The sequence below is a fragment of the Micromonospora sp. KLBMP9576 genome (assembly GCF_050941805.1).
GTDB lineage: Bacteria > Actinomycetota > Actinomycetes > Mycobacteriales > Micromonosporaceae > Micromonospora.
In genome coordinates this window covers 5,217,194-5,231,360 of the sequence record NZ_CP194567.1, presented here as the reverse complement: position 1 = coordinate 5,231,360, position 14,167 = coordinate 5,217,194, and the positions used below count along the sequence as shown (strand labels likewise).

Below are 14,167 nucleotides of genomic sequence, written 5' to 3'. Positions count from 1 at the left end.
GCGCACCCCCGGTGCGCCGCAGCCGGGACGTGCCGATGCTGGTCGAGCGGGCCCGCGCGGGCGATCCGCGCGCCGTGGCCAGGCTGATCACCCTGGTCGAGTCGGGCGACGAGGCGCTGCCGCGGATCGCGGCGGCGCTCGCGCCGTACGCCGGCCAGGCCCAGGTGGTCGGGTTGACCGGCTCGCCCGGAGTCGGTAAGTCGACCACCACCAACGAGCTGGTCCGGGCGCTGCGCGCCCGGGGCCACCGGGTGGGTGTGCTGGCCATCGACCCGTCCAGCCCGTTCACGGGCGGGGCGATCCTCGGCGACCGGGTCCGGATGCAGGACCACGCCACCGACCCGGGCGTCTACATCCGCTCGATGTCCAGTCGGGGCCACCTCGGCGGGCTGTCGGCGGCCACGCCGCAGGCGGTCCGGGTCCTGGAGGGCGCCGGCTGCGACGTGGTGCTGGTGGAGACCGTGGGCGTCGGGCAGGCCGAGGTGGAGGTCGCCTCGCTGGCCGACACCACGCTGGTGCTGCTCGCCCCGGGCATGGGCGACGCGATCCAGGCGGTCAAGGCCGGCATCCTGGAGATCGCCGACGTCTTCGTGGTCAACAAGGCCGACCGGGACGGCGCCGACGCCACCGTGCGTGACATCCAGGGCATGATCGCCCTGGGGGAGCGCGGGCCGGGCGAGTGGCGGCCACAGGTGGTGCGCGCCGTCGCGGCGCGGGGCGAGGGGATCGACGACATCGCCGCCGCCATCGACAAGCACCGCGCGTGGCTGCTCACCCACGACGAGCTGCGCCGCCGGCAGGAGGCGCGGGCCGCCGCCGAGGTCGAGGCGATCGCGTTGGGCGTGCTCCGCGGCCGGATCGGCTCCCTGCGCGACGGTACGGAGCTACCGGCGCTCGCCGCGAAGGTGGCCGAGGGCTCCCTCGACCCGTACGCGGCGGCCGACGAACTGCTCGCGCAGCTCGGCTCCTGAGGCGCCCTGCGGACTAGTACGCTCGCACCGCCGCACGGTCGGCGTGCGGCGGTGCGCGGCGGGTTGGGGAGACGATGGGCGACGAGGCGACGCAGGAACTGTCGATGACCCCGGGGGCGATGGCGGGCGGGACGACGCTCGTCTCCGACGAGGTGGTGGAGAAGATCGCGGTCGCCGCCGCGAGATCCGTGCCCGGGGTGGTCGAGCTGGGCGGGGACGTGGCCCGGTTCTTCAACGCGGTGCTCGACCGGGTCGGGCTGGACCAGGTCGGCGATGCCCGGCGCGGCTGCTCGGCGCACGTCACGAACGGTGCGGCGGTGATCAACCTCGTCATCGTGATCGAGGCCGGCCGTCCGGTGCCGCAGGTGACCGGCGAGGTCCGGGCGCAGGTCGCCGGGGCGGTCGAGGCGTACGGGTTGCGGGTCGACGAGGTCAACATCCGGGTCGACGACGTGGCCCTGGGCGATCCCGCCGCGCCCGTCGCGTGAGCCGGGCACGCACGCGGGGCGGCTCCGCGAACGCCGGTCCAGCCAACGGTGGTCAGGACGCCATGGACGTTGAAACGGCCGAATGACCTCCATGACGTCCTGATCACCGGCTCCCTTCGCGGACGACGGTTACCGGCCGGTACGAACGTACTTAGCGATCGTTCAGGTCCGGGCTCTACACTCGCAGTGCAGTCGAGGACTCGAGGAGGAGCCCCGCGGATGAACGCCGACGAGATCGCCGCCGGACGGGCACGCTGGCAGGCCCGCTACGACGCCGCGCGCAAGCGGGACGCCGACTTCACCACGCTCTCCGGGATGCCCGTCGAACCGGTCTACGGGCCCCCGGAGGGAGTCGACCACCCGGGCTTCGAGCGCATCGGCTGGCCGGGCGAATACCCGTACACCCGGGGTCTGCACCCGACCGGCTACCGCGGGCGGACCTGGACCATCCGGCAGTTCGCCGGGTTCGGCAACGCCCGGCAGACCAACGAGCGCTACAAGATGATCCTGGGCGCCGGTGGCGGCGGCCTCTCCGTCGCCTTCGACATGCCCACCCTGATGGGCCGCGACTCCGACGACCCGCAGGCGCTCGGCGAGGTGGGCCACTGCGGCGTCGCCATCGACACCGCCACGGACATGCAGGCGCTCTTCGACGGCATCGACCTGGCCGCGGTGACCACGTCGATGACCATCTCCGGGCCGGCCGTGCCGGTGTTCTGCATGTACCTGGTCGCCGCCGAGCGGCAGGGCGCCGACGTGTCCAAGCTGGACGGCACGCTGCAGACCGACATCTTCAAGGAGTACATCGCGCAGAAGGAGTGGCTCTTCGACCCGGAGCCGCACCTGCGCCTGATCGGCGACCTGATGGAATACTGCGCCGGCGAGATCCCGCGCTACAAGCCGCTCTCGGTCTCCGGCTACCACATCCGCGAGGCCGGCTCGACCGCCGCGCAGGAACTGGCATACACCCTCGCCGACGGGTTCGGCTACGTCGAGCTGGGGCTCTCCCGGGGGCTGGACGTCAACGTCTTCGCGCCCGGCCTGAGCTTCTTCTTCGACTCGCACCTCGACTTCTTCGAGGAGATCGCCAAGTTCCGCGCCGCCCGCCGGATCTGGGCCCGCTGGCTGCGCGACGTCTACGGCGCGACCAGCGAGAAGGCCCTCTGGCTGCGCTTCCACACGCAGACCGCCGGGGTGTCGCTGACCGCCCAGCAGCCGGTCAACAACGTGGTGCGTACCGCCGTGGAGGCGCTCGCGGCCGTGCTCGGCGGCACCAACTCGCTGCACACCAACGCCCTGGACGAGACGCTGGCGCTGCCCACCGACTCCTCCGCCGAGATCGCCCTGCGTACCCAGCAGGTGCTGATGGAGGAGATCGGGGTGACCAACGTGGCGGACCCGCTGGGCGGGTCCTGGTACGTCGAGGCGCTCACCGACAAGATCGAGGCCGAGGCGGAGGAGATCTTCGCCCGGATCCGGCAACTCGGCGGGGAGGGCCCGCACCGGATCGGCCCGATGACCTCCGGCATCCTGCGCGGCATCGAGGACGGCTGGTTCACCGGCCACATCGCCGAGTCCGCCTTCGTCTACCAGCAGGCGCTGGAGAAGGGCGACAAGAAGATCGTCGGGGTCAACTGCCACACCGGCACGGTCGCCAAGGACCTGGAGATCCTGCGCATCTCGCACGAGGTGGAGCTGGAACAGCGCCGAACCCTGGCCGAGCGGAAGGCCGGTCGCGACGAGGCCGCCGTCCGGGCCGCGATCGAGAAGATGGTCGCCGTCGGCCGGACCGAGGAGAACATGATCCCGGCCATGCTGGACGCCGTCCGCGAAGAGGCCACCCTCGGCGAGATCTGCGACGCCCTGCGCGCCGAGTGGGGCGTCTACCGCGAGCCCGCCCGCTTCTGACCGTCCCGCCCGCCGCACGTCCCCGGCCCGCGGCTCGTCCCCGGCCCCGTCCCGCCCGCCCCGGGGACGGGGCCCCGGGCCGGCTACGCGCCGTGCCCGCCACCGTGGTCGTACCCCGCCGTGCCCGCCACCGTGGCGTACGCCGGCATGCACGCCGCCGCGCGGAGGCCGCCGTGGCGGGGGCCGTGGGGACCGGGGCCGGGCGTGCGGGCGGGCCGGCCCGGGCAGGGGCGGGAGCAGCCGTGACAGTGGCAACTGTCGCCGTCGCGGTTGATCTGAGTTCCGCGGGTCGCGTGCGAGACTAGGTAACCATGAGCGACCCACGGATCACCTCGTCGATCTTCACCCGCGGCGCGGTCGACCTCAGCGCGCTGCGCAGCCCCGCACCGGCCCCCGCCCGCCCCGCCACCCCGGCCCAGTCCGCCCCCTCCGCCGAACTTCCCGGCGCGGCCGGTGGCGGCGTCGCCGTCATCGACGTGAGCGAGGCGACATTCCAGTCCGAGGTCCTCGAACGTTCCCTCACCACACCGGTGGTGGTGGACTTCTGGGCCGAGTGGTGCGAGCCGTGCAAGCAGTTGTCCCCGCTGTTGGAGCGGCTCGCCGCCGAGAGCGGCGGCGCCTGGGTGCTCGCCAAGGTCGACGTGGACGCGAACCCGCGCATCGCCCAGATGTTCCGGGTGCAGGGCATTCCCATGGTCTTCGCCGTGGTCGGCGGCCAGCCGATCGACGCCTTCTCCGGAGTGGTGCCCGAGGCACAGCTACGGCAGTGGATCCAGGCGGTCCTGAAGGCCGGTGGCGTGAGCGTCGCCGAGCCGGAGGACCCGCGCCTCGACGAGGCCGACGACGCCCTGATGGGCGGCGACCTCGACGCGGCCGAGCAGGCGTACCGCAAGATCCTCGCCGAGTCGCCGGCGGACGCCGCGGCGGAGGCGGGCCTCGCCCAGGTCGGGCTGGCCCGCCGGGTTTCCGGGGCTGACCCGGGCGCGGCGATCGCCGCCGCCCAGGCGAACCCCGACGACGTCGAGGCCCAACTCCTGGCCGCCGACATCGAGGTGCTCAGCGGCCAGGCCGAGGCGGCGTACGCCCGCCTGGTGGGCCTGGTCCGCCGCACCGCCGGTGAGGACCGCGAGAAGGTACGCCAGCACCTGGTCAGCCTCTTCACGGTCGCCGGGCCGGAGGACCCCGCCGTCGCCTCGGCCCGCCGGGCCCTGGCCAGCGCCCTGTTCTGAGCACCACCAAGCCTGTGAGCACATAGCACGCCAGCGCGGGCCGGCGTTCCGGCCGGCCCGCCCCACACCTCGAGGACGGGAGCCCATGATGCGCCGGATCGCCGTCCTCGACGCGCCCAGCAATCTCGGCCTGCGACCACCCACGTCCACCTCGGTGCCCGGCTGCGTGAAGGCCCCGGGCGCGCTGCGCGACCAGGGGCTGCTCGCCCGGCTGCGGGCCCGCGACGCCGGCTGCCTCACCCCGCCCCGCTACGATCCCGGCGACTGGCGGCCCGGCGACGGCGTCTGCCACGCCCGGGAGATCGCCGACTACTCGGTGGCGCTCGCGGAGCGGATCGGCGCGATCATCGACCGCAGCGAGTTTCCCCTGGTGCTCGGCGGCGACTGCTCGATCCTGCTCGGCTCGGCGCTGGCCATGCACCGGCTCGGCGAGGCGGTCGGCGGTCGCATCGGTCTGGTCTTCGTCGACGGCCACTCCGACTTCCGGCACCCCGGCAACGCCTCGTACGTGGGCGCGGCGGCCGGCGAGGACCTCGCGCTGGTCACCGGGCGGGGCCAGGCCGACCTGGCCGCCATCGAGGGACGCCGGCCATACTTCCGGGACATCGACGTGGTGGTGCTCGGCATCCGGGCGCAGGACGAGTACCGTCTCGACCTCCAGGCCGCCGGGATCACCACCCGGGCGGTGCCGGCGCTGCGCGCCGAGGGTGCCGCCCGTACGGCCCAGTGGGCGCACGAGCAGCTCGCCGACTGCGCCGGCTACTGGGTGCACGTCGACGTGGACGTGCTGGACCCCGCCGTGATGCCGGCCGTCGACGCCCCCGACCCGGGCGGGATCGCCTTCGCCGAGTTGGAGATCCTGCTCGCCGGCCTGGTCGACACCCCGCACTGCCTGGGCGTCGAGCTGACCGTCTTCGACCCCGACTACGACCAGGACGGCGCGTACGCGGCCGAGATCGTCAACACCGTGGTGGCCGGGCTGCGCCCCGTCTGCGCCCCGACCGCCGTCGCACCCCGGCTACTCGCGGATCGGCCGGGGGCGTCCGCCTCGTCGACGCGCCGAGGCAACGGGCGCTCCGGGGTCTCGCTCGTGCCCGCCCCGGCCGCCGCCCCCGTGCCCGCCCCCGCCCCGGCTCCGGCGAGTGCCCCCGCCGCCGATCCCTCCCCCGGTGCGGGGCCCGTCGTCGATGCGGCCCCCACCGGGGGCCGGGAGGACGGCGGTCATCCGGGCGGTGCGGAGGACGGCGGTCATCCGGGCGGTGCGGAGGACCGCCCCGAGCAGACACCGGTCGCGCCGGTCGGCCCGCCCGCCTCCGCCGGCCCGGGTCTGCTGCGCCGGGCCGTGATTCCGACGCAGGAACCGGGCGGCACGCCGCCGGCACCCAAGGGCGACGCGCCGCCGTCTGCCGTCGGCCGCACCTGACCGCTGCCACCCCGGGGCCGGTCGCTGCCGGACGTGTTGCTTGCCGCCGGACGTGTCGCGTCGGCGGGAGCCGGTCAGCGGGAGAGGGCGCGCAGGAAGCGTTCGGCGGCGGGAACGGCGGTGGCCGTGCTGGCCCCGCCCTTCTCGACGAAGACCGCGAACGCGACGTCGCCCTGCCAGCCGACGAACCAGGCGTGCGTGTGGGCCGGGTTGTCGTCGTATTCGGCGGTGCCCGTCTTGCCGTGCACCGGCTTGCCCGGCACGTCCCGCAGCGCGCTGCCCGTGCCGGCCGTGACGACCTCCCGCATCATCGCCCGCACCGCCTCGACCGACTCCGGCTTGAGTTGCGGGCCGGGGGCGGCAGGTCGGGCCGGCGCGGGGTCGAGCACCAGTTTCGGCTGCTCGAAGCGGCCCCCGGCGACCGCGGCGGTCGCCGCCGCCATGGCCAGCGGGCTGACCACGGTGGTGCCCTGCCCGATGGCGGCGGCTGCCTGCTCGGTCGCGCCACCGTTCGCGGAGACCTTGCCGGTGAAGGCGTCCAGGCCGACGTCCCACTGGCCCTCCAGCCCGAGGGCGCGGCCGGTCACGGCCAGCCCGTCGGGGCCGAGCTTCGGTGCCAGCGCGGCGAACGCGGTGTTGCAGGACTTGGCGAAGTCGGTGCGGAACGGCACCGGCCCGAGCTGGAAGTTGTCGGAGTTCTTGAACGAGCGACCGTCCACGGGCAACGTCTTGGGGCAGTCCACCGTCGCGTCCGGCGTCACCGCACCCCGGTCGAGCAGCCCGAGCGCGCTGACCATCTTGAAGGTGGAGCCCGGTGGGACCTGGGCGGTGAAGGCCAGGTTCTCCCCGGCGGCGCCGGGGCCGTTGGCGGCGGCGAGCACCGCGCCGTCGCTGATCCGCACGGCCACCAGCGCCGCCCGGCGCTTCTCGCCGCGCAGGGCGGTGTCGGCCGCGTTCTGGGTGGGCACGTCGAGCGTGGTCCTCAGCGGCTGCCCCGCCCGCGGCTCGCTGCGGAACACCTCGGTGCCGGTGGGCACCAGCGTGCCGTCCGGGCCGGGGCGTTCGGTGATGACGGTCAGCCCCGGCGCGCCGCGCAGCCGCTCGTCGTGGCGGCCCTGTAGGCCGCCGTGGCCGACGAGGTCGCCGGCCGTGTAGCGGTCGGGGTGCTTGGTCAGGTCGTCGGCCTGGGCCGGGTCGACGGAACCGAGCACCGCCCGGGCGAACTCCCGGGTGGGCGCCAGGTCCAGTTTGTCGCTGCGGAACTTCGTGCCAGGCAGGTCGTAGATGCGCGGCTTGATCTGCCGGTACGCCTCATCGCGCAGGGTCACCACCTCGACCGGCGAGCCCGCATCCGCGTCGGCGAGGCGCTTGGGCAGGTCGGAGAGGTCGACCGGCGGGGTGATCGCCGGCCGGATCGACCGGAAGGCCGCGTCCAGCCTGCGGATCAGGCCCGCGCGGTCGGTGACCTCCTCCGGCTGGATCTCGACGCGTACCACGGGGCGGGGTGCCACGATCGGTCGGCCGGCGGCGTCGAGCACGGCGGCCCGGGTGGCGGCGTCGCGGCGCAGCCCCAGCCGGTCACCCCGGGTGAGCTGCTCCTGCACCACCTGCGGCTCCCAGATCACCCGCCACCCGTCGCCGCCGCGGGTCAGCCGCAACGGACGGTCGTACGACCAGCGGGTCTGCCCCGGCAGGGCCCAGTCGATCCTGACCACCGTGGTCGCGACGTCCTTGGTCACCTTCGCCTCGCCCCGGCGGCTCAGCGTGGGCGGCGTCGCCGCCAGCTCGCCGGAGAGTTCCTTGATCTCGCTTGCGACGTCGGCCGCGGCCAGCTTGGCGCCCGTCGGGTCGACGAAGGCGACGCTCCGGAGGTCGCCCGAGCGCCAGCCGGCGAGGAACGCGTCGACGCTCCGTTCCGGCCCGTCACCGCCCGAGCACGCGCTGAGCGCGCCGGCAGCGAGCACGCCGGCGGCGAGTAGCGCCACCGGTGAACGGAACCGGTTGGGGCGGGGGCCGTGCGGGTACGACAGTGACATGGTGGGCAGTCTCCGATCTCGGCACTGCCCCGCACGCTAGTACGGCGTGGTCGTTCGCACCGCCCCCACACCCGCGACGTGCGGAAAGAGGGGTCGGTGACGGGTGATGAACGACTGGAGGCGGGGTACTCCCGGACCGGCCAACCTCGTACCCGCAACGGGTGAAGGGACGAAGTCCGGATCCGGACGTCCGCACTGTGGTCCGCTGAGCAAGGGGTGCAACGGCAGGGCCTAGGCTGGGCGGCAGAGTGACCCACAATGCGGTGGGTCGAGGGGAGTGGCACCGATGGACCGGCGTCCGGCGATCAAACCGGGACCCGACCTCCGGCAGGATGACACCGGCCGGGACGACAGCTTTGATTCGGCGACCGATGGGGACGGCTTCGGCCGACTCGACACAGGAGTGACCGGGATGACCGGTTCGAGCATCGACACCCTCTATGACCTGGGTTTGCCGGTCGACGCGTTGGCCGACGACGTGGAGGACAACGAGCTCGACGAGCCGGTTCCCAACGCGGAGCGCCTGGTCGCCCAGGCCGTCGCCCTCGCCGGCGACGACCACGACGCCGCGATCCTGGTCAGCCGCTTCTGGCGGTTCGCGCCGGACGAGGAGCTGATCGGCTTCACCGCCGAGGAGATGCTGGAGGCGGCCCGCGCGCACCGCGACCTCGCCCAGCAGCGGGTGCCGGGCGAGCTGAAGCTGCGCATCCACGAGCCCGACGCCGACCAGCACCACACGGTCATCGAGATCGTCACGGACGACATGCCGTTCCTGGTCGATTCGGTGACCGCCCTGCTCAACTCGCACCACCTGGACGTGCACCTGCTGGTCCACCCGCTGGTGGTCGTGCGCCGCGAGCCGCTGGGCCGGCTGGTCGAGGTCTCCGCCGACGTCGAGCCCGACGACGCCATCGACGGTGACCTGGTCGAGAGCTGGATGCACGTCGAGGTCGACCCCGTACGCGACGCCGACGAGCGGGCCAAACTGCGCCGGGAGCTGCAACGGGTGCTCACCGACGTGCGGGAGGCGGTGGAGGACTGGCCGAAGATGCGCCAGCGGGCCCTCGCCCTCGCCGACGAGCTGGCCGGCGCGCGGACGTCGGACAACCGCCCACCCGTGCCGGAGAAGGACATCACGGACTCGGTGGAGCTGCTCCGCTGGCTCGCCCACGACCACTTCACCTTCCTGGGCTACCGGGAGTACCGGCTGGTCGACACCGAGCAGCCGGCGGCCGGCGGCGGGGAGCACCGCGACGGCCAGGCCCTGGAGGCGGTGCTCGGCACCGGGCTGGGCATCCTGCGCCAGGACTCCCCGGAGGCCCGGCCGCTGTCGTCGATGACGCCCGAGGCGCACGACAAGGTCACCGAGAAGCGCCTGCTGATCATCACGAAGGCGAACTCGCGGGCGACCGTGCACCGTTCCGCCTACCTCGACTACATCGGCTTCAAGATCTTCAACGAGGCCGGCGAGGTGGTCGGCGAGCGGCGCTTCCTGGGCCTGTTCTCGACGGCCGCGTACCGCACCAGCGTGCAGCAGCTACCGGTGGTGCGCCGCAAGGTGGCCGAGGTGCTGGACCGCTCGGGCCTGAGCCAGCGCAGCCACTCCGGCAAGGACCTGTTGCAGATCCTGGAGACCTACCCGCGCGACGAGCTGTTCCAGATCAAGACCGAGGACCTCTACCACGCGGTGATCGGCGTACTGCGGATGGCCGGCCGGCGGCAGCTACGGGTGTTCCTGCGCCGGGACGCGTACGGGCGGTTCATCTCCTGCCTGATCTACCTGCCCCGGGACCGGTTCACCACGCAGAACCGGCTGCGCATGCAGGACATCCTGCTGCGCGAGCTGAACGGCGTCGGGGTCGACTACACGACCCGGGTCACCGAGTCGATGCTCGCCCGGGTGCACTTCATCGTCCGTACCGACCCGAGCCGGTCCGGCGGCGACATCGACGCCGACCTGCTCGCCGAGGAGCTGGCCGACGCCACCCGGCTCTGGGACGACGACTACCGGCTGGTGCTGGAGCGCAAGCTCGGCGACGAGCAGGCCAAGCGCCTGTTCACCCGGTACGCCGACGCCTTCCCCGAGGGTTACAAGGACGGGCACACGCCGTACGAGGCGATGAAGGACCTGGCGAAGCTGGAGCTGCTGGAGGAGCCCGGCCAGCTGGAGATGCACCTGTTCCGCAAGCAGCTCGCGCCGCGGGCCGGCGGTCGGGGCCCGGACGTCGACGAGGCGATGGACGTCCGCTTCAAGGTCTACCGCTACGGCGAGCCGATGATGCTCTCCGCCGTGCTGCCGGTGCTGCACTCGCTCGGCGTCAAGGTCGTCGACGAGCACCCGCACGAGGTGGACCGGATCGACGGCCGGGTCTACCTGTACGACTTCGGGCTGCGGCTGCCCGAGGGGCACCAGGAGCTGGCCGAGGTGCGCCCGCACGTGGAGAACGCCTTCGCGGCGGCGTGGCGGGGCGAGGCCGAGGTGGACGGCTTCAACGAGCTGGTGCTGCGCGCCGGTCTGACCTGGCGGCAGGTGGTGGTGCTGCGCGCGTACGCGAAGTACCTGCGCCAGGCCGGGGCGGTCTTCTCCCAGGAGTACATGGAGCAGACCTTCATCGCGTACCCGAAGGTCGCCGCCCTGCTGGTGGAGTTGTTCGAGGTGCGGTTCGCGCCCGGCTCGGACGGTCACGAGCAGCGCCAGCAGCGCAGCGGTGAGCTGGTCGCCGACATCCGGGAGGCACTGGACGACGTCGCCAGCCTCGACCAGGACCGGATCCTGCGCTCCTACCTGACGCTGATCCAGGCCACCCTGCGGACGAGCTTCTACCAGAAGCGCGCCGACGGGCGGCCGAAGGCGTACGTGGCAATGAAGCTGGATCCGCAGGCGATCCCGGACCTGCCGGCGCCGCGGCCGAAGTTCGAGATCTTCGTGTACTCGCCCCGTTTCGAGGGCGTGCACCTGCGGTTCGGGCCGGTGGCCCGGGGCGGGCTGCGCTGGTCCGACCGCCGCGAGGACTTCCGCACCGAGGTGCTCGGTCTGGTCAAGGCGCAGATGGTGAAGAACGCCGTGATCGTGCCGGTCGGCGCCAAGGGCGGCTTCGTGCTCAAGCAGAAGCCGGGGGACCGGGACGAGGCGGTCGTCTGCTACAAGGAGTTCATCTCGGCGCTGCTGGACGTCACCGACAACATCGTCGCCGGCGAGATCGTGCCGCCGGAGGACGTGGTCCGGCACGACGGCGACGACCCGTACATGGTGGTCGCGGCGGACAAGGGCACGGCCTCGTTCTCCGACATCGCCAACGAGATCTCCACCGAGCACCGGTTCTGGCTCGGCGACGCGTTCGCCTCGGGGGGTTCCGCCGGCTACGACCACAAGAAGATGGGCATCACCGCCCGGGGCGCCTGGGAGTCGGTGAAGCGGCACTTCCGCGAGCTGGGCCACGACACCCAGACCGAGGACTTCACGGTCGTCGGGGTCGGCGACATGTCCGGCGACGTGTTCGGCAACGGGATGCTGCTCTCGGAGCACATCCGCCTGGTGGCCGCGTTCGACCACCGGCACATCTTCCTCGACCCGGATCCGGATGCCGCCACCTCGTACGCGGAGCGGAGGCGGCTGTTCGAGCTGCCGCGCTCGTCGTGGGAGGACTACGACCCGAAGCTGATCTCGGCCGGCGGCGGGGTGCACCCGCGTACCGCCAAGTCGGTGCCGATCTCGGCGCAGGTCCGCGAGGTGCTGGGCCTGGACGACGACGTGACGCAGCTCTCCCCGCAGGAGCTGATGAAGGCAATCGTGACCGCGCCGGTCGACCTGTTCTGGAACGGCGGCATCGGCACGTACGTGAAGGCCTCCAGCCAGACCAACGCGGAGGTGGGCGACAAGTCCAACGACGCGATCCGGGTGGACGGGCGCAGCCTGCGGTGCCGGGTGGCGGGCGAGGGCGGCAACCTGGGCTGGACCCAGCTCGGCCGCATCGAGTACGCCCAGACCGGCGGGCGGATCTACACGGACTTCATCGACAACGCGGCCGGGGTGGACTGCTCCGACCACGAGGTGAACATCAAGATCCTGCTGAACACGGCGGTCGCCGACGGCGCGTTGACGCTGCCCGACCGCGACGAGTTGCTCGCGGCGATGACCGACGAGGTCGCCGAGCTGGTGCTGCGGGACAACTACGACCAGGCCCGGGCGATCAACAACGCGCAGGCGCAGGCCGCCTCGCTGCTGCCGGTGCACCGGCGGATGATCACCGATCTGGAGCGCTCCGGTGCGCTCAACCGGTCCCTGGAGGCGCTGCCGCCGGACGACGAGCTGGCGGTGCGCACCGAGTCGGGGCTGACCGCGCCGGAGTTCGCGGTGCTGCTCGCGTACGTCAAGATCGTTCTTGAGACGGAGATCCTGGCCGACGGCCTCGCGGACGAGCCCTGGACGAACGACGTCCTGGTCAACTACTTCCCGACGCCGATGCGCGAGCGGTTCGCCGACCGGATGGGGCAGCACCGGCTGCGCCGCGACATCGTGACGACGGTGCTGGTCAACGAGGCGATCAACCGGGGCGGCATCTCGTTCGTCTTCCGTGTGGTGGAGGAGACGGCCGCCTCGGCGGCGGACGTCATCCGGGCGTACGTGGTGGTCCGCGAGGTGTTCGGGCTGGGTGCGTTGTGGGACGCGGTGGAGGCCCTGGACAACAAGGTCGCCCCCGAGTTGCAGACCAGCGTCTACCTGGACACCCGTCGGCTGGTCGACCGGGCGGTGCGGTGGCTGGTCACCAACCGCCGTTCACCGATCGACGTGCCGGCCGAGATCGCCCGGCTGCGTGACGGGGTGGCCCGCCTCCTGCCCGACCTGGAGGAGCGTTTCCACGGCAACGAGCGGGAGTCGCTCGCCGCGCACATCGACTCGCTCACCGGGCGGGGGCTGCCGCGCGACCTGGCCGAGCAGGCGACCCGGCTGATGTACAGCTTCGGCCTGCTCGACGTGGTCGAGACGTCGGCCAGCAGCGGACGCGACGTCGGCGAGGTGGCCTCGGTCTACTTCGTGCTCTCCGACCGGTTCCGGGTCGACTCGCTGCTGTCGAAGATCTCCCTGCTGCCTCGGGAGGACCGCTGGCAGACGCTGGCCCGGATGGCGCTGCGCTACGACCTGTACGCCGCGCTGGCCGCGCTGACGGTGGAGGTGCTCGACTCCACCGGTGACTCCCTGCCGCCGCAGGAGCGGGTGCTGCAGTGGGAGCAGTCGAACGCCACCTCGATCCACCGCGCCGAGCGGGCGATGGGGGAGTTCGACGAGTCCCGGGCGGATCTCGCCGCCCTGTCGGTGCTGCTGCGCCAGATCCGCACCCTGGTGCGGACCTCCGCCGCCTCCTGACGCGTACGCGAACGGTCCGGCCGGTCGGGAAACCGACCGGCCGGACCTCGTCGTGCCCGACCCGGCTCATGCCGGTGCGTCCCGGCTCACGCCGACATGGAGGCGAAGACGACCACGTTGTCCGGGTAGCTGCCGGTCGCCTCGTCGAAGATCCCGCCGCAGGTCACGACGCGCAGGCCGGGACGGTCGTCGGGCCCGTAGACCTGCTCGGTCGGGAACTCGGTCTTCGGGTACGCCTTGACCAGCTCGACGGTGAAGGTGACCCGCCGCCCGTCCGCCCGGGTGACGGTGACCTTGTCGCCCGGTTGCAGGGCGCCGAGGGAGAAGAAGACCGCCGGCCCGATCTCGGCCGAGTCGACGTGCCCGACGATGACCGCGTTGCCGACCTCGCCCGGGCTGGGTCCCGGCTCGTACCAGCCGGCCAGCTGCGCCCGCTCCAGCGGGGGCACCTGGACGGTGCCGTCCGGGTTGGTGCCGAGGGGCATGATGGCGGCATCGACCCCGATCCGGGAGATGGTGATCGTGGTGGGGGCGGAGCGGGGCAGGCCCGCGACGTCCGGGTCCGCGCCGGCGTCCGGGCCGGTGCCGGCGGGCGCGGTCAGGGGCTGCGGGGGTCGGGGGGCGGGCGCGGTCGCGAACGAGGCACCGACGAGGCCGGCACCGACCATGGCCACCACGACGACGACGGCCGCGCCGGCGGCGCGCCACGGTTTCCCGTGACGGCCGCCGGCCGGTGTCGCCGTCATG

At 72.9% G+C, this 14,167-nt stretch carries 7 protein-coding genes and 1 pseudogene; 6 read left to right on the top strand and 2 right to left on the bottom strand.

What is annotated here, in order from left to right:
- Positions 1–35: 35 nt before the first annotated feature.
- The 5 genes and pseudogenes from meaB to ACQ452_RS23045 all read left to right on the top strand — a co-directional run.
- A complete protein-coding gene (gene meaB / locus ACQ452_RS23065) occupies positions 36–971 on the top strand; it encodes a methylmalonyl Co-A mutase-associated GTPase MeaB (protein ID WP_433394357.1) in 936 nt (311 codons plus the stop codon).
- Positions 972–1,045: 74 nt separating this feature from the next.
- Complete coding sequence (locus ACQ452_RS23060) at positions 1,046–1,459, top strand: Asp23/Gls24 family envelope stress response protein (protein WP_433387251.1); 414 nt, start codon at positions 1,046–1,048, stop codon at positions 1,457–1,459.
- A gap of 219 nt (positions 1,460–1,678) precedes the next feature.
- Positions 1,679–3,367: an acyl-CoA mutase large subunit family protein gene (locus tag ACQ452_RS23055; RefSeq protein ID WP_433387249.1), complete on the top strand. Its 1,689-nt coding sequence runs from the start codon at positions 1,679–1,681 to the stop codon at positions 3,365–3,367.
- Positions 3,368–3,678: 311 nt separating this feature from the next.
- A complete protein-coding gene (locus tag ACQ452_RS23050; protein ID WP_433387247.1) occupies positions 3,679–4,596 on the top strand; it encodes a tetratricopeptide repeat protein in 918 nt (305 codons plus the stop codon).
- Between the two features lie 85 nt (positions 4,597–4,681).
- Positions 4,682–5,618 (top strand): annotated as a pseudogene (locus ACQ452_RS23045) (arginase family protein); the annotation flags it as partial.
- 475 nt (positions 5,619–6,093) lie between these two features.
- On the opposite strand, the gene ACQ452_RS23040 reads toward ACQ452_RS23045, so the two are convergent.
- Complete coding sequence (locus ACQ452_RS23040) at positions 6,094–8,055, bottom strand: penicillin-binding transpeptidase domain-containing protein (protein ID WP_433387245.1); 1,962 nt, start codon at positions 8,053–8,055, stop codon at positions 6,094–6,096.
- Positions 8,056–8,341: 286 nt separating this feature from the next.
- Between ACQ452_RS23040 and ACQ452_RS23035 the strand changes: the two genes are divergently transcribed.
- On the top strand, positions 8,342–13,420 hold the full coding sequence (locus ACQ452_RS23035; RefSeq protein WP_433387244.1) for an NAD-glutamate dehydrogenase: 5,079 nt from the start codon (positions 8,342–8,344) through the stop codon (positions 13,418–13,420).
- Between the two features lie 86 nt (positions 13,421–13,506).
- On the opposite strand, the gene ACQ452_RS23030 is transcribed toward ACQ452_RS23035, so the two are convergent.
- The gene (locus ACQ452_RS23030) at positions 13,507–14,166 is read right to left on the bottom strand and encodes a class F sortase (RefSeq protein ID WP_433387243.1); all 660 of its coding nucleotides are present in this window, start codon (positions 14,164–14,166) and stop codon (positions 13,507–13,509) included.
- Between the last annotated feature and the right edge of the window lies 1 nt (position 14,167).

Coding starts and splice junctions, on each gene's coding strand:
- ACQ452_RS23030 (WP_433387243.1), bottom strand. CDS start 14,166: ATGACGGCGACACCGGCCGGCGGCCGTCACGGGAAACCGTGGCGCGCC.
- ACQ452_RS23055 (WP_433387249.1), top strand. CDS start 1,679: ATGAACGCCGACGAGATCGCCGCCGGACGGGCACGCTGGCAGGCCCGC.
- ACQ452_RS23040 (WP_433387245.1), bottom strand. CDS start 8,055: ATGTCACTGTCGTACCCGCACGGCCCCCGCCCCAACCGGTTCCGTTCA.
- ACQ452_RS23060 (WP_433387251.1), top strand. CDS start 1,046: ATGGGCGACGAGGCGACGCAGGAACTGTCGATGACCCCGGGGGCGATG.
- ACQ452_RS23035 (WP_433387244.1), top strand. CDS start 8,342: ATGGACCGGCGTCCGGCGATCAAACCGGGACCCGACCTCCGGCAGGAT.
- ACQ452_RS23050 (WP_433387247.1), top strand. CDS start 3,679: ATGAGCGACCCACGGATCACCTCGTCGATCTTCACCCGCGGCGCGGTC.
- meaB (WP_433394357.1), top strand. CDS start 36: ATGCTGGTCGAGCGGGCCCGCGCGGGCGATCCGCGCGCCGTGGCCAGG.